The following is a 20,884-nucleotide window of genomic DNA, read 5'->3' on the forward strand; positions in this document are numbered from 1 at the left end:
GGTTGCTAAATATCAAATATTACTTAAACTCTACTATTTGTAAGAGGTATACCAATTGTAGAGTTTCTCTATTCCCTGTTCAATTTCAATTTTATGTTTCCACCCTTTAGAATTAATTTTAGACACATCTGTAAGCTTTTTTAAAGTGCCATCTGGTTTTTTAGAATTGTAGATAAAGGTGCCTTTATAACCAATTATACGCTTTATTGTTTCTGCTAAGTCTTTTATTGAAATATCTTTTCCAGATCCAATGTTTATATGTGTATTAATAATCTCTTTTTGTGATGGTGAATATGTGTCTTTAAAATCAATATTTTTCATAATAAAAAAGCAAGCTTCGGCCATATCCTCACTCCACAAAAATTCTCTCTTAGGTTTTCCTGTTCCCCAAATTTCAACACTTGATGCAGTCACCCCTTTTTGTAAAAGATATTTTTTGGTTTCATCTATGGAGGTGAATTCTAAATCAGCTAATACCTCATCATACTTATGCTCTGATAATAATTTTGCTAAATGAATTTTTCTTATCAAAGCAGGTAATACATGTGATTTCTCTAAATCAAAATTATCATTTGGCCCATATAAATTTGTTGGCATTACAGAAATAAAGTTTGTGTTATATTGCAAATTATAACTTTCACACATTTTTATTCCTGCAATTTTAGCAATAGCATAAGGCTCGTTGGTATACTCTAAAGGACTAGTTAATAAGCTCTCTTCGTTAATAGGTTGAGGCGCGTTTTTTGGATATATACAAGTGCTTCCTAGAAACAAAAGCTTTTTTACACCGTTTAAATAGCTTTGATGAATTACATTACTTTGGATCATTAAGTTTTCGTAAATAAAATCCGCACGATAGGTGTTATTTGCCATAATACCACCAACTTTTGCCGCAGCCAAAATCACATATTCAGGTTTTTCAATTTTAAAAAAATTCGAAACTTCTATTTGATTTGCTAAGTCTAATTCGTTATGAGTTCTGGTTACTAGATTAGTATACCCTTTTTGTTTTAATACTTTAAGTATTGCAGAACCAACTAAACCTCTATGACCTGCTACGTATATTTTTGAAGAAGTATCCAATGTTTATTCAAAATAATTTTTAATCGTGTAGCCTCCAGATTTTAAGAAATCATCCTTTTTCATCAATTTTATATCACTACTCATCATGTCATCCACTAAGCCTTTTAAATTATACTCTGGTTCCCAACCTAATTTTTCTTTTGCTTTTGTAGCATCTCCAATTAATATATCAACCTCTGTTGGACGGTAATACTTTTCATCAACGCAAACTACTTCTTTACCTATTTCCAATTTATAATCAGAATCAACTGAAGATTTTATAAAGCCCTTTTCATGGACCCCACTGCCCCTAAACTCTAATTCAACACCAATATTTTCAAAACACATTTTTACAAAATCTCTAACAGAAGTTGTTTTTCCTGTTGCTATAACCCAATCTTCTGGTTCTTTGGCTTGAAGAATCATCCACATCATTCTAACATAATCTTTTGCGTGCCCCCAGTCTCTTTTAGCATCTAAATTCCCCAGATATACTTTATCTTGAAGACCTAAAGCAATTCTTGATGTTGCTCTAGTAATCTTTCTAGTTACAAATGTTTCACCTCTAATTGGTGATTCATGATTAAATAAAATGCCATTACAAGCAAATATGTTATAAGCCTCTCTATAATTTACAGTTATCCAATATGCATACATTTTTGCTACTGCATATGGGCTTCTAGGGTAGAAAGGTGTTGTTTCAGTTTGCGGAACTTCTTGAACTTTACCATAAAGCTCTGAAGTTGAAGCTTGATAAATTCTTGTTTTTTTATCTAAACCGAGTAGTCTTACTGATTCTAATATTCGTAAAGCTCCCATACCATCTGTATCTGCTGTGTATTCAGGCATCTCAAAAGATACATGTACATGACTCATGGCAGCCAAATTATATATTTCGTCAGGCTGAACCTGCTTAATAATTCTGGTTAAGTTTGTACTATCAGTTAAATCACCATAATGTAGAATAAAATTACGATTGTCTTCATGAGGATCTTGATATAAATGGTCTATCCTATCCGTATTAAACAATGAAGCTCTCCTTTTAATACCATGAACTTCATAACCTTTTTTAAGCAAAAACTCACTCAAATAGGCCCCATCTTGTCCTGTAACTCCTGTAATTAATGCTACCTTTTTTTGCATTTTAATTTAATTTGAGATGTATTAATTAGGTAATATACTTAATACTTTTAAAAAATTAATTATAAGAGGAAAACTCATCAACAATTTTTCTATCATTTGAAAGCCTTGGAAGCTTATTTTGTCCTCCTAATTTACCGATAGATTTCATATACTCTTGAAAACCTCCTTGCTCTACTTTAGTTATTTTTAAAGGCTGTAAAACCTTTCCTTGTATTAAATCAAAATAATAGGTGTTTTGTTCTTGAAGCGATTCATCAATTTTTCTAGCTAAAGCAGAGTAATCATCAGGTTCATTTTCAAATTCTATAAACCATTCATGATATGGTAGCCCTTCTTTAGGATTAATTTGAGGCGCTACGGTAAACTCTGAAATTCTAACCTCAGAACCCTGAATAGCCTCTTGCATAGCCTGTTCTACTTCTTTACCAATTACATGCTCCCCGAATGCAGAAATAAAATGTTTGATTCTACCTGAAACAATAACACGATATGGTTTGGTTGAAGTAAACTCAACAGTATCACCAATATTATAAGCCCATAAGCCTGCATTGGTTGAAATTATCATCACATAATTTACACCTACTTCAACATCTTTAATCGTGATTCGCTTCGGGTCTTTATCAAAAAATTCATCTGCTTTTACAAACTCATAAAAAATACCAGAATTAAGTTGAAGCAACATTCCCTTTTCATTTTGTTTGTCTTGAAAAGCGAAAAAACCTTCGCTTGCTGGATACAATTCAATACTATCTACCTTTCTGCCTATAAGATTTTCAAATTTAGCGCGATAAGGTTCGTAATTTACACCTCCAAAAATAAACAGGTTAAAATTTTTAAATATGTCTCCTACCTTTTTTTGGGTTTTTTGTTGAAGTCTTTCAAAATACATTTGCACCCATGATGGTATTCCTGATATAACTGTCATGTTTTCAGGTAGAGTTTCTTCAACAATAGCATCTACTTTAGTTTCCCAATCTTCAATACAATTGGTTTCCCAAGATGGTAATCTGTTTTTTTGTAAATATTTAGGAACATAATGCGCCACAATTCCTGATAATCGCCCAAGTTGAATCCCATTTTGTTCATTTAAAATGGGGCTCCCTTGAAGGAAAATCATTTTACCATTAACAAATTTGCTATTACCCGTTTCATGGATATACATTAAAATAGCATTTCTAGCTGCTTCAACATGTGTAGGCATACTTTCCTTGGTAATAGGAATATATTTTGAACCCGATGTAGTTCCTGATGTTTTTGCAAAATAAAGAGGTTTTCCTTTCCAAAGAACATTTTCCTTCCCATCAACCACTTTCTCAACATAAGATTTTAATGCTTCGTAATCTCTTATTGGAACACGTTTCACAAAATCTTCATGATTATTTATACTCACAAAATCATGATCTTTTCCAAACTCTGTTCCAGCAGCTTCTGAAATTAATTCTTGAAATACTCTATTTTGAGTTTTAATAGGATTATTAGCCCATTTTTGAGTTTTTTTATAAATACGTTTCGCAAAAGGTTTTGCTAAGGCAGACTTTAATGATATCATAATCTATTTAAAATCTATAAAGTTTGTTGGATTAATAGGATACCCATCGTTCCAAAGTTCAAAATGTAAATGCGGGCCTGTTGAAAGTTCACCAGTATTTCCCGCAGTAGCAATAACTTCGCCAGCTTTAACCAAATCGCCTTGAGCTTTAGTTAAAGCTGCATTGTGTTTGTAAATAGAAATTAATCCATAACTATGCTCTATGATTATAACATAACCTGTACTGGCTGTCCATTCAGCAAACACAACAATTCCATCGGCTGTTGCCTTTACAGGTGTATCTTTTTCCACTACAACATCTACAGCAAAATGTTTTTCTTTAGCATTGTATGGTTCACTTATTGTGCCGTTTACTGGCGGAAATAACACAAAATTTGTAGCTGTTGTAGCAGATTCAAAAAGATTATACTTATCTTCTTTGTCTACTTTTTCTCTTAGTAAAGAATCTTCTGCAGTTGGTGCTAAATCAACCTCACTTGCTTCTAGCTTAACAGCTTGAATAATAGAATCTCTGTTAAAATCTATCGCATTTAAATCGCCTGTTAAAACCTTTTTAATAGATTCGTAATAACGATCATTCATATGCAAAACACGTTGTAAAGAGTCTGTTTTAAAACTCAACTCTGTTGCTTTCTTTTTTAATGCTGTAGATGAATAACCCGGTATATATTCCCGAAGCGGTGTGTATGCTATGAGTAAATATGTTAGTGCAATGAAAAAAATGGCTATTAACGAACTCATTACAAAAACATTTAATCTGGTAAGTTTGAACGATAAACGCTCTTCAAAAGTATTTTCATTAAGTATCATCAAACGATACTTATCCAGTAATTTCCGTTTTATCTTTTTTGGTTTCTTTTTTTCGTCTGCCATATCGAAACAAAAATAATTAAATTTATTACAAGACTTAAGAGTCTATATACTAAAGTTGAACTTAAAACGACTTTATTAAACATTAATTATTAACTTTGTTCTTTAAATTGATTATTATGAGCTTATATATGTTACCCTTAGCTATAGGGCCTTGGCAAATTGCATTAATTGTTGTGGTGGTTTTACTTTTATTTGGAGGTAAAAAAATACCTGAGTTGATGCGTGGATTAGGTAGTGGTATTAAGGAATTTAAAGATGCTAGTAAAGAAGAAGAATCTACCGAAGATAAAAAAGGATAAAAAAATACACACATAAAAAAAACCAGCTCAGTGAGCTGGTTTTTGCTTTTTATATAGTGTATTAAAAACTATTCTATTCTAACGGATCTAATAATCGCTTCAAGCTCTAACATATAGTTTCGTTTTTCAACAGAAGGTGCAAAAGCAAAACCCTCAACTACAATCCAACGTTTATTAATTTTATCTTCTATGGCGTAGTTAATAAATGGCCCACCCATAAAGGCGTTTTTAACAGACCAAATACCTTTTGTTTCTAATGTAGGTTTATTGTCTATAATAGTTTCTCCATGAAATGGTGTATATGCATTTTGTGTTTGTAAATAAGAGTCTTCAACAGGACCATCTATATATTTTTTCCCTATAGAATCTCTTATTTTAATAATTTGATTTACCATACTATCGTTCTTTTTAATAGCGTCGTACGGCAATTCATAAATCATTAAATTACTTGTTCCTGTTGTGATATCTTTTCTAATCCAAAAGAAATCTTCAGTTTCTTTAGCCATTCTATAAATGGAAGCAAACTGAATGGTTAAACCTAGTTTTTCTTTAATAGAAGTGAAGCTGTGGGGTGATTTAGACATTTGTCGCATTCTTTCATTTAGCTCTTCATTTCTAAATGTATCAACAATCTTAGAACCGTTTGCTTTTAAAACACTAATAATATCTTCTCGTGATTGTCCTGTTAATACAATAACTTTTTGCGGTTTAGCATATACATCGTCTTTAATAAACATACCTTTTTCTTTCCCCGTTTCAATCTTTAAAACAGTTCTGTTTTTGGTAACAAACCCAGAAAAAACTGCTGGTGGAATTTGACTAATAGTGAATGTTGGTTCGTCTTGTGGTAAGCCATAAATAGGCTTTGCTAAAACATCTCTTATGGCTTCACCAACTCGTCCATCCCACAAGTCATTTTCAGTAACTACCGAAACATTATTTATAGCACCTGAAGCATCCGGTAGAAATTTTTCATTTGATTTTTTTTTGTCCCCACAGGACGTAATAAGTGTTAATACAAGTACTGAAAAAAGAAAATTCCTCATCATTTATTTTATATTTTAGTTCCCAAAATAATTTCGGGGTAATAATTTTTATTTATGAAATCTGAGACTAAGCCTCGATAAATTATTCTCAATTAACCTTTTGAAATTTTAAGTTTCATTCCCGGTTTTAATTTACTACTACTAATACCGTTCCAATCTTTAATATTTTGAATAGAAACTCCAGGAAACTTTTGAGAAATACTCCAAAGAGAATCGCCATTTTTAACTATATAAGTAATTACTTCTCCAGAAATGGGTTTCGGTTTAACTTTTGGTTTTGCAGTAGATACTGCATTAACGTTAGGTTTTCTCGGGTAAATTGTTAAGCGTTGCCCTATTTTTAAATTATTGCTTCTTAAACCATTCCATTTTTTTATTTGACTTACTCTAACACCATATTTTCTAGATATTTTTCCTAGATAGTCTCCAGATTTTACGCGATAGGTTACTTTTGCATCAGCATTAAAAAATTGAGGCATTGGCTTTTCACGTTTATCAAACTCTGCTTTTGCATAGGCATAAATGGCATCCTCATTATTTACAAATTTCCCAACAACATCTCTTGGCAACCTTAAACTATAGTTTTCATCTTTGATAAAAGGAATAATATCTAATTTATATGAAGGGTTTAAAAACTGAAGTTCTTCTATTGGTGTTCCTGTAAGTTCTGAAACTTGATCTAATGTTATCATCTGCTTTACCCGTACTGTATCAGTTTCAAAGTAGGCTAACTCTGGTTTATATTTTTTAAAACCATGCTCTTTTGCATACTCGAAAATATACATATTGGCCAAAAAAGCTGGTAGATAGCCTGCTGTTTCACGTGGTAAATTATGACGTATATTCCAATAGTTTTTATAGCCTCCAGAACGTCTTATGGCTTTTGAAACATTCCCCGGACCAGAATTGTATGCTGCTAAAGCCAAATCCCAATCACCAAATATTTTATATAATCTGGCTAAATATTTTGCTGCTGCTTCGGTTGATTTTATGGGGTCGCTACGCTCATCAACATAACTGCTTACATCTAAACCATACTCTTTACCTGTACCAAACATGAATTGCCACAAACCTGTAGCGCCAACTCTTGATCTTGCTCTAGGTTTTAACGCAGACTCTACAATAGCTAGGTATTTAACTTCCAAAGGAATATCATATAAATCCAACTCGCGTTCAAACATCGGGAAATAAAAGGCACTCAAGGTTATTAGCTTTTGAATGGATTTTCGACGATGTTTTAAATAAGATTTTATAACACTTTCCAATGATGGGTTATACTCCACATTAAAAGGTGTTCTTGCATCAAGTTCTTTTAATCGTGCTTTAAGTGTATCGGCATGTAATTCTGGATAGTCAATAGGTTTATAATCAAGTTCTAAAACCGATTTGTAAATCGTATCAAATAAATTATTACTATACAATTCCTCAAACCACTTCTCGTCTAATTTAGAAGCAAATTCTAAGTCTTTTAAGCTTTTTGTTGAAGTTGAGTCAATCTCAGCTTCAATAACTTTTACAATTCTTGTATTATCAAGAATTAGTGAATCTTTAACTTGTGTGCTTTGAGTTGAAAGCGTATCCTTTACTACATGATTTGATGTAGAAATGGAGTCTTGGATTTGAGAAAAACAAGTACTTATGTTAAGAAGACATATTATTATAAAAAAACGAAAAGCCATAAAATCTATTCATTAATGAACGATACTATGGCTAAAATCGTATTTTTTAGGCTAATTTGAAAGCTTAATTACAACTATTCTAAAATAGCAGCAATTCCAGGAAGTGTTTTACCTTCTAAACTTTCTAACATGGCACCACCACCTGTACTTACGTAGCTTACTTTATCTTCAAAACCAAATTGCTTAACTGCTGCAACAGAATCTCCACCGCCAACAAGAGAAAAGGCTCCGTTTTTAGTAGCTTCAGCAATAGAGTTTCCTAATTCTATAGTTCCGTTTGCAAAACTTTCCATTTCAAAAACGCCTAATGGCCCGTTCCAAAGGATGGTTTTAGATTGCATGACCACATCATGAAATTGCGCTCTAGATTTTGGTCCAGCATCTACACCTTCCCATCCGTCAGGAATTTCGTTAATGTCAAGTATTTGTGTGTTCGCATCATTACTAAAATCGTCTGCTGCAATCGTATCAACAGGAATATGTACTTGTACATTTTTAGCTTTAGCTTGTTCTAATATTTCAAGCGCTAATGGCATTTTATCGTCTTCACATATGGAGTTTCCTATTTTTCCACCTTGAGCTTTTACAAATGTAAATGCCATACCACCACCAATAATTAAGTGGTCTACTTTATCTAAAATATTTTCGATAATGGTAATTTTTGAAGATACTTTTGCGCCTCCAAGTATTGCTAAAACAGGTTTTTCTCCTGTTTCCATAACTTTATTGATGCTTTCAATTTCTTGAGCTAATAAGTTACCGAAGCATTTTTTACCTTCAAAAAACTGCGCTACGATGGTTGTAGATGCATGCGCTCTGTGCGCTGTACCAAAGGCATCGTTTACGTAGATGTCTCCTAATTTTGATAGTTTTTCTGCAAAGTCTTTATCTCCAGCAGTTTCTTCTTTATAGAAACGTAAGTTTTCTAATAATAAAATTTGCCCAGGCTCTAAACTTGCAGCAGCAGCTTCAACATCATCACCAATGCAATCTGCAACGGTTTTAACCTCTACACCTAAAACGTCTTCAACTTTTTTTGCTATGTGTTTTAACGAAAACTCCTCTTGAAATCCTTTTGGGCGACCTAAATGCGACATTAAAATACAACTCCCTCCATCTTCTAAAATTTTAATAATTGTTGGTTTTGCAGATACAATTCTTGTTGCATCTGTTACCTCAAAATTTTCGTTTAATGGCACATTAAAATCCACACGGATTAGAGCTTTTTTATTTTCGAAATTAAAATCGTTTAGCGTCTTCATTATATATTTAATTTTATCGTTTTAACTGTTTGATTAACAAATGTAACTAATTAAAAGCCTATATAAAATGTGTTTTTTAACGAAAACGTTTGAAGTGTCAAAGAAATGTTTGATTTTTTAATTATACAGGTCTCAGATTTTATAAACTTACTCTCAAACTCATTGTTATACTGAAAAATAATGAAATATCGATTACATCTAAAACTTGACTTTGTAAAATTTTTCTGCTACCTTCGTTTAACGTCGGATATAAAACATTAAAACGATTTTATATCCGCGAAACATTAAACGAACCTCTCAAAAAAAATCACTTTTAACGTTTAAATCCCTAAGATAGCAAGCAAGCGCGTTAGGGATTGCAGAGGAAAGCCCACAGCCCGACTTTAGGAGGTGCGAGGACTTGTAACGTAAAGCCCGACCCTTTTCGGGTAACGCCCAAATAAACATCTATAAAATTTTACTGCTTTTTTGGTGCGTAACATCTAATAAAATTCATTTACTTTTGCTTTTATGCTTTTTGAAGACATTTTAGGTCAAGAACATATTAAAAAACACCTTACGCAGAGTGTGGATAATGGCAGAATACCGCATGCGCAATTATTTGTTGGTAATGAGGGTTCTGGCACCTTGCCTATGGCGTTGGCTTATGCGCAATATATTTTATGCTCTAATTCTGGTGGAGAAAATAATACGGGAAACGAAGCTTGTAATTTGAAGTTTAAAAACGTTTCGCATCCTGATTTGCATTTTGCTTTTCCGGTAACTACAAGTAGTAAGGTAAAAAGTAAACCTGTGTCTAGTTTTTATCTTGAAGAGTGGCGCCAATTGTTGAATGAGCAGCCTTATGGGAATTTATTTGATTGGTATAAATTACTTGGGGTTGATAATAAACAGGGGCAGATTGGGGTTGATGAGGCGCATGAAATCGTCAAATCACTTACGCTAAAATCTTACGAAGGTGGTTATAAAGTGATGCTGATTTGGATGGCTGAAAAAATGAATACTGCTTGTGCCAATAAACTTTTAAAACTGATTGAAGAGCCGCCTAATAAAACGATTTTTTTATTGATTGCTGAAGATGAAGAGCAGATTATAAACACCATACGGTCGCGCTGCCAAATTTTACATTTTCCGCCATTGGCTGAAGACGTTATAAAAAATGCTTTAATAAAACAGTATAATATTGATGTTAGGGTTGCTGCCAAAATAGCGAGTCAATCTAACGGGAATTATAACAAGGCTTGCGATTTGGTGTATCAAGATTCTGAAGATATTCAGTTTGAAACTTGGTTTGTTTTCTGGATTAGAAGTGCTTTTAAAGCGAAAGGCAATAAAGCGGCTATTCATGATTTAATTTCTTGGAGTGAGGATATTGCTAAAACAGGTAGAGAGACCCAAAAGCAATTTTTGAATTTCTGTTTGGACTTTTTTCGTCAAGCTCTTTTGCTAAATTATAATGCTACAGATCTGGTGTATTTAGAACCCAAAACCGAAAAGTTTAAGCTTGAAAATTTTGCGCCTTTTGTACACGGAAACAACATTATGGATATTAGTAACGAACTACAGGATGCTATTTACCATATTGAACGTAACGGCAACTCTAAAATTATTTTAACCGATTTATCTATTAAGTTAACGCGGTTACTTCATAAAAAAGCGGAGTAGATTAAATAAAAAATCCTATTAAAATTGCTTTTAATAGGATTTAAAACACTGTAAATCAGATATTTAATATATTATTCTTTCTTATAATCCGCATTAAGCGCATCTAAAATAGTTTTGGTTAAATCACTTTGTTCTTGACCATACATAACGGTTGCTGCTGCATCACTAGTTCCTAAGATGTAGTTATAACCATTTGTTTTTCCGTAGTCTTTTACAAAATCTTTCACATTTGAAATTACAGAATCTATTTCGGTTTGAAATTCTTTTGTTAAGTTTTGTTGTTCAGATTGCATTTGTTGTTGCAATATTTGTTGCCTTTGTTGTAAACCAGCCATTAACTCTTCTGCTCGTTTTCTGTTACTTCTTGCAACACGTTGCGCCTCGGCTTGTCCTTTTTGAGCTTCCGCTTGAAATGCCAAACTTATACTATCTGCTCGTTTTCTAAAAGCTTCTTCTTTAGCTTGGAATTTAGCTTCAACATCTTTCTTTTTTTGATAATCGTTAATTACAGTTCCATTATCTATAAAACCAATTTTATTTGGTTTTTCACAAGAAGCAAAAATTAACATCGCTAGCACTACATAAATTACATTTCTCATCAGTCTATATGTTTTGATTGATTTACTTTTTAATCCGAACAAAAATAACAAAGTAAGTTAAAATTGAAAGCAGAATTGGTTTGAATTTAACTTATAAGAAATATTTATTAAAAAAATGATTTGGAATAATAAATTTCTATTAAAATCAAATCCATATAAAGCGTTTTAAGACACTTAAAAAAAACTAACTAGTGTTTGTGCATTTGTTAGAATGAAGAGAGCCTCAGATAAACTGAAATAGTTTTTAACTGTTTTTTATGACGTAAATTAAAGATGAAGCCTCTTTCGTTGATATAGCTTTTAAATTTGAAAGCAATCCAATACAAAAACCCTTAATAGGATTCATTTTTCCAGATTTATATTTTTCTGAAAGCATACTTACATAAAATGAATCAAACCACATGGGTTTTACTTTTTGAACTTTAAAAGATTGTTTTGAAACTAATTTTGAAATGGATGCTTTATTAAAATGCCAAAGGTGCCTTGGAACGTCATACGCTGCCCAAAACTGTTTATAATGTTTTGCATCATAACTTTTATAATTTGGTACAGCAATAACTAAAGTGCCTTTTGGTTTTAAAAGTTTTTTAAATACTGAAATATGATCTTCTATATTTGGTAAATGTTCTAAAACATGCCAAAGTGTAATTACATCAAAACTGTTGGGTTCAAACTTTAGTAGTTGGTCTGTTTTAAAAACGGCATTATTTGTTTTTTTATTGGCAATATTTCTAGCTTTCTCATTTGGTTCAATTCCTGTAACATGCCAATTATTTTGTTGAGCGATTTCTAAAAAATCTCCTGTCCCGCATCCAACATCTAAAAGGTTTTTTTCTTGTGAGGAATATGAATTAATTAGGTTTAATTTCTTTTTTAATGAAATGCTTCTAACTATATGATATGCTTTTTCAAATAGATTTCTTTTAGAATCTGTATGAGAAATATAGTCTTCGCTTTGATAATAATCAGGTAATTTTTCTGAAGATGGTTGAGGTGTGGTTTCAAGAAAACCATATTCTGAATTCTGAATTATCTCGAATTGTTCTCCTGAAACAGAGTGGTCTTTGACGGTTAAAAAAGCAGCTTTGTTTTTCATTTAAAATAGATTCTGAATCAAGTTCAGAATGACAAAAAAGAGAAATTAATTTAAAGTGTTCCACGTGGAACGTTTATGAAAAATTCACATTACAATCATTAATGCATACTTGTTTTAAATCATGAAATTCCTATTTTCAAAGGAATTTATCGTCCCATGTAAACTAGCAACACAGAAATATCGTTAGGTGAAACGCCACTTATTCTTGATGCCTGGGATACTGTTGTTGGTTGAATTTTTTTAAGCTTTTCTCGGGCTTCAAAACTCATAGATTTGATTTGCGAATAGTCAAAATTCTCTGGAATTTTTACATATTCCAATCGTGTTAGCTTATCAGCATTGTTTTTTTCCTTGGCGATATAACCGGCATATTTAACTTGAATTTCGGTTTGCTCTATCACCTCCCTATCCAAATTATTTTCTTGAATGTAAGTTTCAACGCTTTCAACTTTCCTAACATCTTCCATCTCAATATTTGGTCTAGAAAAAACTTTAAAAAGTTTTCCAGATTGTTTTACAGGAGATGATTTTTTGTCTTCTAAAATAGGATTAATCTCTTCTGGTTTTACACTTTGCTTTTCAAAAAAGTTTACAAATTTTTCTGCAGCTTCATGTTTTTCTTCCATACGTTTTAAACGTTTTTCAGAGGCTAAACCTAACTCAAAACCTTTAGGTGTTAACCTTAAATCTGCATTATCTTGACGCAATAATGTTCTATATTCTGCTCTAGATGTAAACATTCTATAAGGCTCTTCAGTCCCTTTTGTAATTAAATCATCAACCAAAACACCAATATATGCTTCGTCCCTTTTTAAAGTAAAAGGATCTTTTTCTTGTACTTTTAAACTCGCATTAATACCTGCCATCAAACCTTGAGAAGCCGCTTCTTCATATCCTGTTGTTCCATTAATCTGTCCTGCAAAATATAATCCCTCAACTAGTTTAGTTTCTAAAGTATGTTTTAATTGTGTTGGTGGGAAATAATCATATTCAATAGCATATCCTGGTCTGAAGAACTTCACATTTTCAAATCCAACTACAGAGCGTAATGCTTTAAATTGAACATCTTCAGGTAAAGACGTAGAAAATCCATTAACGTAAACTTCGCATGTATTCCAACCTTCAGGTTCAATGAATAATTGATGTCTATCTTTGTCGGCAAAACGATTAATCTTATCTTCAATAGATGGACAATATCTTGGTCCTAAGCTTTTAATTCTACCGTTAAACATAGGCGACCTATCAAAGCCTTCACGAAGCAATTCATGCACTTCATTACTCGTGTAGGTCATGTAGCAAGAACGTTGTTTATCTAATGGCTTTGTAGTGTCTAAATACGAGAACTTTTCTGGATTATCATCACCTGGTTGTTCAATCATTTTAGAATAATCCAAAGATCTACCATCCACCCTTGGCGGCGTACCTGTTTTCATTCTACCAGAATCAAAACCTAAATCTACAAGCTGTTCTGTAATTCCAGTTGCTGCTCTTTCTCCTGCTCTTCCGCCTCCAAAATTCTTATCGCCTATATGAATTAAGCCATTTAAGAAAGTTCCGTTAGTGAGCACAACCGACTTTGCTTTTATCTGTATACCAAGTGAAGTTTTTACACCAACGACTTTTCCTTTTTCAATAATTAAACCTGAAACCATTTCTTGATAAAAATCAAGATTAGGTGTGCCTTCCAAAAGCATTCTCCAATCTTCAGCAAAACGCATTCTATCACTCTGCACTCTAGGACTCCACATGGCAGGCCCTTTAGATTTATTAAGCATTTTAAATTGAATAGCCGATGTATCAGAAACAATACCACTATATCCTCCAAGCGCATCAATCTCACGCACAATTTGTCCTTTTGCAATTCCTCCCATAGCAGGATTACAAGACATTTGTGCAATGTTTTGCAAATTCATGGTAACCAATAAGGTTTTGCTTCCCATATTAGCAGCAGCGGCAGCAGCTTCACTTCCTGCGTGACCTGCTCCAACAACTATAACGTCATAAATCTCGTTAAACATGATTTTTAATTCAATTTGATTTTTAGTTTCTAATTACACTTGGGTTTTGCTAAGTAGAATAATCTAAATAAATAAAACAATGTTCCACGTGGAACATGTTTGTGTTTTAGGTTTGCAAATATACGTTGAAATCTTGAATTCTAATTAAGCAATGATAAGTAGTGATTTTCTTTATCACGCATCTCTTTAGCATCAATATCAGTTTTATCTTTGTATCCACAATAATGAAGTACACCATGGATAATAACACGATGCAATTCTTCTTCAAATGAAACGCCAAAGTCTTTAGCATTATCAGCGACTCTCTCAACAGAAATAAAAATATCGCCCTGTATGATTTTTCCTATTGAATAGTCAAAGCTAATTATATCTGTTAGTGTATCATGCTTTAGGAATTCAACATTCAATTTATGCAAATATTCATCATCGCAAAACACATAATTTATCTCTTCCAATTTATGTGATTCGGTCGAAATAGTATCAATAATCCATTTTGAAATTTGTTCCTCAGAATCTAATTCAAAATCGGTTTCATAATTGAAATTAATCATTAGCTTTTTTAAAATAGTCTTGCACTTTCTTTTTGTAAACTTGCTGCAAAGGTAAAGCTTGTCGATTTAATATTTCTGTAGTTTGAAAATATTGTTTTGCCGTTGGGATTTGATTGTTTGAGTTATTATCAAATCTATTTTTGTTAGTTTCAGATTCACGTTTATTATCTTCTCCTTGTTGAAAGGTAGCATTCTCCAATTTTAACAACTGATGCTTTAATTGCATCATCTTTTGAAGAGTTTGATTTGTAAACCCTTTATTCAATAAATCTAATTCAATATCCTTCATTTTTCTAACCAAGGCATTACCGTTACCGCTTTTACCTTCTTTGGCTAGCTTGTCTTGTAGGGCTTGACGCAGTTGCTGTTGTTGTTGATAAATTTGATAAAGCAATCCATTATCTTCTTCACTCTGTCCTTCGCCTTCACCACCACTTTGCTTACCATTTTCTCCACTTTGTTTACCCTTTTCTTCACCGCTTTTACCAGATTTACCATCTTTTCCACTCTCACCTTTTTTATCCCCTTCTTTATTTCCTTTTCCTTGCTGCTTACCTTCACCTTTATTTGGTTTTCCATTCTCACCTTTTTTCATCCCCTTTTCCATCATTTTGTTGAGTTCTTCTTGACTCATAATAATGTCTGGCAATTGCATATCTCCACCACCGCCCTGTCCAGCACTCATACTCATGCTTTCTTGCATACTATCTAAAACATTACTTAAAAAATCTGCAAGATTATTAGCCGCTGTTACTGTGAACTGTTGGTTTGAAACCCCTTGGTAAAGCTGATTCTCTGCCAGTAAGCCTAATGCTTTATCAATATTATAATAAACCTCTGTAATCTCTTTATTAACTTGTTCAGATAGTTTTGGTTGACGAAGTGATAAAGCAAATAAACTGTCATCTACATGCTCAAAATGCTCACGGAGGTTTTTTTGCTTTTTTAAATAAGTAGCAAACTTATTGTGGTTCACTTCAATGGATTTGAATTGATTCATAAGTGCCTCCTGATCAAAAGAAAACAAAACCAAATTGTCTAAAATTTGTCGCAACATATCAACATCCTCCTGCATTTGCTCTTCACCACTAGATTGCATCATGCTTTGCATTTGCTGACTCATCTGCTTCATTTTTTGAGCCGCTTTTTTCTGGCTTTTCTTTGCATTCTTTTGGCTTTGCTTTTGCTCTTTGCTAGATTCTTTTTTCTCCTGTTCCGATCCCTGTTGTTCTTCTTGCTCTTCTCCTTTTTCTAATTCTTCAGATGCTTTTTGTTGTTCTTTTTCAACTTCTTGCTCGTCCAATTTATCTCTAGGTATATCTATGGGTTTCTTTAAAGCCTTGCTTTCTTTCTCTAGTTCTTCAATTTCTTTTTTAAAATCCTCAAAAGCTTTGTTTAATTTATCTTGCTTTTCCTTAGTGTTTTCCTTATCAGTTGCATTGGATAATTTCTCCTGTTCATCAGCTAATTTCTCTAAATCATCTCTGAGCTTTTCTAATTTCTTTTCAACATAAAAACGTTTAGTTAATTCTAAAAGCTGTTCTAAACTTCGTTTTTTGTTTTTATTTTGGTTTGCAAGCTTATCTAATTTTTGAATTAATTCTTCCTTATTTATTTTTTCTTGAAGCTTTTCAATCTCCTTAAGTAGTTTTTCGTCGCGTTTTAGTTTCTCTTCATTGTCTTTTAAACGTTCTTTTAAATCTTCTTTAAACTGATCTTCTTTTGGGTTTTCTTTTTGAAATTCCTCTAAATTATCTTTTAGTTTTTTGTTGAAATTTTTCATCATTTCATCTTGCTGTTTTTGACGCTTAATAAATGATTCTAATTTCTTTTTGTCATTAAAATTTAAATTTGATTTCTCTTTTTGAGTTTTGGTCAATTCCTCTAGCTTTTTCTCTTGTTCATCAAACTTGTTTAAAGACTTATTTAAATCTTTTATGGTTTTGCTTTGTTCTTCAAGCTTTTTTTGAGCGTCTTCATCTTTAGTTCGTTTTCTATAAGTAAAAACACTGCTTTTGGCACTTTTAAAACGATTAACCCTATCATTATCAAATACTTGGAAATACAATTCATAAGGCACTCCTACTTCAATATTTAAATTATTAGGAAATGCACTAATAAACTCTGAAATATTAGAATTTGATACTTCTAAAACTTCAATCTGCTTTTCTTTTTCATTTTCAGCAGGATAGTAAACTAATTGCAACTTACTAAAACCATAATCATCGCTAACTTGTCCATAAAAATATAAGGTTTGTAAATCAAGACTATCGCGCTCTACTTTCAAATTAATCTCCGGATATTCATCCTTCACTACATCAATATTAAAGGCTAAATTCTCGTAATTTTTTAGGTTTTTATTGCTTGTGCTTAAAGTATAATCATAATTAGTATAAACGCGCTTAGAAGCTTCAAAAACACCTGCTTTATCAGAGTTAAAGACCACCGTATCATTGGCGTATAAAAACACTTCATCAGTAGATTTTGTTTTAAGTTGCCACTTAATTTGTGTGCCTTCTGGCACCAGGGCGTTTCCAGTACTTTTCAAAGTTTCATCTCGCTTTTTGGTATAATTTGGATAGTTTAAAACCATATCAAATCCCAATAAAGAAGGCGTTTCAACTACATTTAGCGTATAAGGTTTCGAGGTAACATCGTTAGCCGATAATTGAAACACGACGGCTTCTTTAGGTTGCGTAAAAACATATTCAAATTCACCTAGAGCCTTTTGTTGTAAAAAGTAAGTTTCACCATTAAAGGTAATCTGAGCGCTTTCAGGAGTAACCTCGCCCGCTGTTTTGACTAAAAGTTTAAAATCTTTGTTTTCAATGGCATTCATGTTTCCGTTAACCACAAAAAACTGAAAAGGTGCTGGTGGTTCGTAAGCTGTTTTGTAATGCACCACACGCTCGTAACTATCACTAAACCAATTAAAGTTTCCGGTTATTAGCGCTAAAAGTAAAATAACGATTGGAATAGCAGCATACTTTAAATACCCTAAATTCTTTTTAAAATTAACGGCTAACTTAAACGGAACGGGTTTTAATTCTGAAGACTTCTGCTCAATACTAGCTAATAATAATTCGGATTCTGTTTGCTCTTGGTGTAACTGAAGTACATTCAATAACTTATCATCAACTTCAGGAAAATGTTTTCCAATAATTCTTGAAGCCACTTCATAATTTATGCCTTTTTGAAGCTTAAATAATTTGGCTAACGGAATAAAAATAAACCTAATAAGCAAACCCAATTCCACCGCAATAAACAACCAAAATAATACAGTTCTAGAGCTTGTATTTAACCATAAAAGATGTTCTAAAAATAGGGTAAATAAAAAATAAAGCAATCCTATTGCAAAAAATAGAATAACACCTTTAAGCAGCTCATTAGTGTAATAACGCCTAATAAACGCTTCTAACTTATTTTGTATGATTTTAAAATTGTTCATTAAGATTTCATAAAAATAAGATATTTAATAAAACCAAAACCTTTAATATTTGTTAAACCTTTTGTAAGCTTGCAAGATAAGGGACTACTAACTCATCAAATATTAAAAAATGAAACTGTACTTATCCTTTATTATTGCATTAATTTTTCATTCTTCGTTTTCCCAAAGCGCTTGGACTAAAGATAAAGACGCACTATATACCCAACTGGCTTTTACTACAATTAATGACTATAATTTAATTTTTGGAAACCCAGATTATACAACAGAGCGTAATGTGACGGACAATACACTTCAATTTTATGGAGAATATGGATTACATGATAAAACCACATTAATACTTAACGTTCCTATTAAATTTATACAAACAAATGACTTAGTTGATAGTGCAACTGGCTTAACAACAGCTAACTCGGTATCAAGTTTGGGGAATATTGAAATAGGTGTAAGACAACGTTTTTACAAAAACAAATGGATTATATCGGGGCAATTTAATATTGAATTAAATACCAGTTCTTTTGATAATCCTTCTGGTATTAGAACAGGGTTTGATTCGTGGGCTTTTACTCCCACAATTAATTTTGGTAGAAGTTTTAAAAAATTCTACACGCAATTTTTTACTGGTTTTAATTTCCGATCCAATGGTTATAGTACCAATTTTAAATTAGGCGGAGAGATAGGTACCCGACCATTTAAAAAAATTTTAGTTATTGGTTTTATAGATATTTTGAAATCATTTAAAGATGGAGATATTGTATTACCTGAAACCAATTTACTAAATGTACTTTACACAAATAACCAAGAATATGGCGCTTATGGAATTAAATTCATTAGCGAACTCACTAAATCATTTGGTATTAATGCAGGTTTTGGTGGCGCATTTTTTGGACAAAACGTAGCCAAAGAACCTGCTCTAACATTAGGTATATACCATAATTTCTAAGCGCTTTTATAGATTGTTTTAGCTTAACTCTTTTATTCTTAAATATCGTTTTATCTTTGCCTCAAATCCTTGAAAAAAGATTAAAATATCGGCATCAATTAGCACCTAATTGTTACCCTTTAACTGTTAAATTACAAACATGACAAAAAACGTTCGAGTGCGTTTTGCACCTAGCCCAACAGGACCTTTACATATAGGCGGAGTTCGTACTGCATTATTCAATTATTTATTTGCAAAAAAACATAATGGTACTTTTATTTTAAGAATAGAAGATACCGACCAAAACCGTTATGTAGAAGGTGCAGAACAATACATTATTGAAGCGCTAAATTGGTGTGGCATGCCTGCTGATGAAAGTCCAGCAAACCAAGGGAAATATGGCCCTTATAGACAAAGCGAACGTAAAGATTTGTATAAACAATATGCAGATACTCTAATAGCTTCTGGAAATGCTTACTATGCGTTTGATACTGCTGAAGCCTTAGATTTTCACCGAAAAGACCATGAGGCAAAAGGCAAAACATTTATATACAATTGGCACAACCGTTTAAAATTGAGCAATTCATTATCGCTTAGTGCAGAGGAAGTAAAAGCTAAATTAGATGCAGGTGAGGATTATGTAATCCGCTTTAAATCACCTCAAGATGAAACACTTCATTTAAAAGATATTATTCGTGGTGATATTAAAATAGATACTAATATTTTAGACGATAAAGTGTTATTTAAAAGTGATGGTATGCCCACCTACCATTTAGCAAATATTGTAGATGATCATTTAATGGAGATTTCACATGTGATTCGTGGTGAAGAATGGTTACCTTCTTTAGCATTGCACTATCAATTATATACTGCTTTTGGTTGGGAAGCTCCTGAATTTGCTCATTTACCACTTATTTTAAAACCAACAGGAAAAGGGAAATTAAGCAAGCGTGATGGCGATAAATTAGGGTTTCCCGTATTTCCTTTAGAGTGGACAGACCCAAAAACTGGAGACGTATCCAGAGGTTATAAAGAAGATGGGTATTTCCCTGAAGCTATGGCTAATTTCTTAGCCTTTTTAGGTTGGAATCCAGGAACAGAACAAGAAATTTTTAATTTGGATGAACTAATTGCTGCCTTTGATTTGAACAAAGTAAACAAATCTGGAGCGCGATTTGACCCTGACAAAACAAAATGGTTTAACCACCATTATATGCAAGAGCAAAATGATTATGAATTGGCTGAAGCTTTTAAAAATCATAACTCTGAATTAGCTGATATTGATCTTAGCTATATTGAAATGGTAATTGCTTTGGTTAAAGAGCGTGCTACGTTTGTTTCAGACTTTTGGGACTTGAGTCATTTCTTCTTTATTGCACCTACGTCTTATGATGAAAAAGCATCTAAAAAAGCTTTTAAAGAAGGAACAAAAGCCATTTTATCTGAAGTGGTTTCGATTGTAAATAGCATTGAAAATTTCTCTGTAGAAAACCTTCAAACCGAAATTAAAGGTTGGATTACAAGCAACGAAATTGGTTTTGGTAAAGTGATGATGCCACTACGTTTAGCATTAGTTGGTGCTTTACAAGGTCCTGATGTGTTTGATATTATGTTTATGATTGGGAAAGATGAGACGGTTAGGCGGGTTGAAATGATAATGGAAATATTATAGAAT

At 32.4% G+C, this 20,884-nt stretch carries 16 protein-coding genes; 4 read left to right on the forward strand and 12 right to left on the reverse strand.

Going from position 1 to position 20,884, the window contains the following annotated elements:
* Window positions 1-33: 33 nt before the first annotated feature.
* The 4 genes from Q0772_RS04300 to Q0772_RS04315 are packed head-to-tail and all read right to left on the reverse strand — an operon-like array spanning window position 34 to window position 4,627.
* Window positions 34-1,083 (reverse strand): GDP-L-fucose synthase, encoded by a 1,050-nt coding sequence (locus tag Q0772_RS04300; protein WP_298340732.1) that lies wholly within the window; start codon window positions 1,081-1,083, stop codon window positions 34-36.
* Window positions 1,084-1,086: 3 nt separating this feature from the next.
* Window positions 1,087-2,205, reverse strand: coding sequence for a GDP-mannose 4,6-dehydratase (gene gmd, locus Q0772_RS04305; protein ID WP_298340733.1), 1,119 nt, complete (start codon window positions 2,203-2,205; stop codon window positions 1,087-1,089).
* 55 nt (window positions 2,206-2,260) lie between these two features.
* On the reverse strand, window positions 2,261-3,754 hold the full coding sequence (locus Q0772_RS04310) for a GH3 auxin-responsive promoter family protein (protein WP_298340735.1): 1,494 nt from the start codon (window positions 3,752-3,754) through the stop codon (window positions 2,261-2,263).
* A gap of 3 nt (window positions 3,755-3,757) precedes the next feature.
* Window positions 3,758-4,627, reverse strand: coding sequence for a M23 family metallopeptidase (locus Q0772_RS04315; protein ID WP_298340737.1), 870 nt, complete (start codon window positions 4,625-4,627; stop codon window positions 3,758-3,760).
* Window positions 4,628-4,743: 116 nt separating this feature from the next.
* Here Q0772_RS04315 and tatA point away from each other — a divergent pair, with 116 nt between their 5' ends.
* Complete coding sequence (tatA, locus tag Q0772_RS04320; RefSeq protein WP_298340739.1) at window positions 4,744-4,926, forward strand: twin-arginine translocase TatA/TatE family subunit; 183 nt, start codon at window positions 4,744-4,746, stop codon at window positions 4,924-4,926.
* Window positions 4,927-4,994: 68 nt separating this feature from the next.
* On the opposite strand, the gene Q0772_RS04325 is transcribed toward tatA, so the two are convergent.
* The 3 genes from Q0772_RS04325 to Q0772_RS04335 all read right to left on the reverse strand — a co-directional run bounded on the left by Q0772_RS04325 (window position 4,995) and on the right by Q0772_RS04335 (window position 8,913).
* A complete protein-coding gene (locus tag Q0772_RS04325; protein ID WP_298340741.1) occupies window positions 4,995-5,975 on the reverse strand; it encodes a DUF4837 family protein in 981 nt (326 codons plus the stop codon).
* A gap of 89 nt (window positions 5,976-6,064) precedes the next feature.
* Window positions 6,065-7,651 carry a LysM peptidoglycan-binding domain-containing protein gene (locus Q0772_RS04330; RefSeq protein WP_298340743.1) on the reverse strand — a complete coding sequence of 529 codons (1,587 nt, stop codon included), beginning with the start codon at window positions 7,649-7,651 and terminating at the stop codon, window positions 6,065-6,067.
* Between the two features lie 74 nt (window positions 7,652-7,725).
* Window positions 7,726-8,913 carry a phosphoglycerate kinase gene (locus Q0772_RS04335; RefSeq protein ID WP_298340745.1) on the reverse strand — a complete coding sequence of 396 codons (1,188 nt, stop codon included), beginning with the start codon at window positions 8,911-8,913 and terminating at the stop codon, window positions 7,726-7,728.
* A gap of 510 nt (window positions 8,914-9,423) precedes the next feature.
* Between Q0772_RS04335 and Q0772_RS04340 the strand changes: the two genes are divergently transcribed.
* Window positions 9,424-10,578, forward strand: a complete 1,155-nt coding sequence (locus tag Q0772_RS04340; protein ID WP_298340747.1) for a DNA polymerase III subunit delta' — start codon at window positions 9,424-9,426, stop codon at window positions 10,576-10,578.
* Window positions 10,579-10,649: 71 nt separating this feature from the next.
* On the opposite strand, the gene Q0772_RS04345 is transcribed toward Q0772_RS04340, so the two are convergent.
* From Q0772_RS04345 to Q0772_RS04365, 5 genes are all read right to left on the reverse strand, one after another.
* Complete coding sequence (locus Q0772_RS04345) at window positions 10,650-11,177, reverse strand: OmpH family outer membrane protein (RefSeq protein ID WP_298340748.1); 528 nt, start codon at window positions 11,175-11,177, stop codon at window positions 10,650-10,652.
* Between the two features lie 244 nt (window positions 11,178-11,421).
* A complete protein-coding gene (locus tag Q0772_RS04350; protein ID WP_298340749.1) occupies window positions 11,422-12,273 on the reverse strand; it encodes a class I SAM-dependent methyltransferase in 852 nt (283 codons plus the stop codon).
* Window positions 12,274-12,419: 146 nt separating this feature from the next.
* Window positions 12,420-14,291, reverse strand: a complete 1,872-nt coding sequence (mnmG, locus tag Q0772_RS04355; RefSeq protein WP_298340751.1) for a tRNA uridine-5-carboxymethylaminomethyl(34) synthesis enzyme MnmG — start codon at window positions 14,289-14,291, stop codon at window positions 12,420-12,422.
* Window positions 14,292-14,431: 140 nt separating this feature from the next.
* Complete coding sequence (ybeY, locus tag Q0772_RS04360; RefSeq protein ID WP_298340753.1) at window positions 14,432-14,842, reverse strand: rRNA maturation RNase YbeY; 411 nt, start codon at window positions 14,840-14,842, stop codon at window positions 14,432-14,434.
* On the reverse strand, window positions 14,835-18,290 hold the full coding sequence (locus Q0772_RS04365; protein WP_298340755.1) for a DUF4175 family protein: 3,456 nt from the start codon (window positions 18,288-18,290) through the stop codon (window positions 14,835-14,837). Before Q0772_RS04365 ends, ybeY begins: the two co-directional genes overlap by 8 nt.
* Window positions 18,291-18,399: 109 nt before the next feature.
* Here Q0772_RS04365 and Q0772_RS04370 point away from each other — a divergent pair, with 109 nt between their 5' ends.
* Window positions 18,400-19,230 carry a hypothetical protein gene (locus Q0772_RS04370; protein ID WP_298340757.1) on the forward strand — a complete coding sequence of 277 codons (831 nt, stop codon included), beginning with the start codon at window positions 18,400-18,402 and terminating at the stop codon, window positions 19,228-19,230.
* A 139-nt stretch (window positions 19,231-19,369) separates the two neighbouring features.
* Complete coding sequence (gltX, locus tag Q0772_RS04375; RefSeq protein WP_298340759.1) at window positions 19,370-20,881, forward strand: glutamate--tRNA ligase; 1,512 nt, start codon at window positions 19,370-19,372, stop codon at window positions 20,879-20,881.
* The last annotated feature ends 3 nt before the right edge of the window (window positions 20,882-20,884 follow it).

Source organism: uncultured Algibacter sp. (genome assembly GCF_947490405.1).
GTDB lineage: Bacteria > Bacteroidota > Bacteroidia > Flavobacteriales > Flavobacteriaceae > Algibacter_B.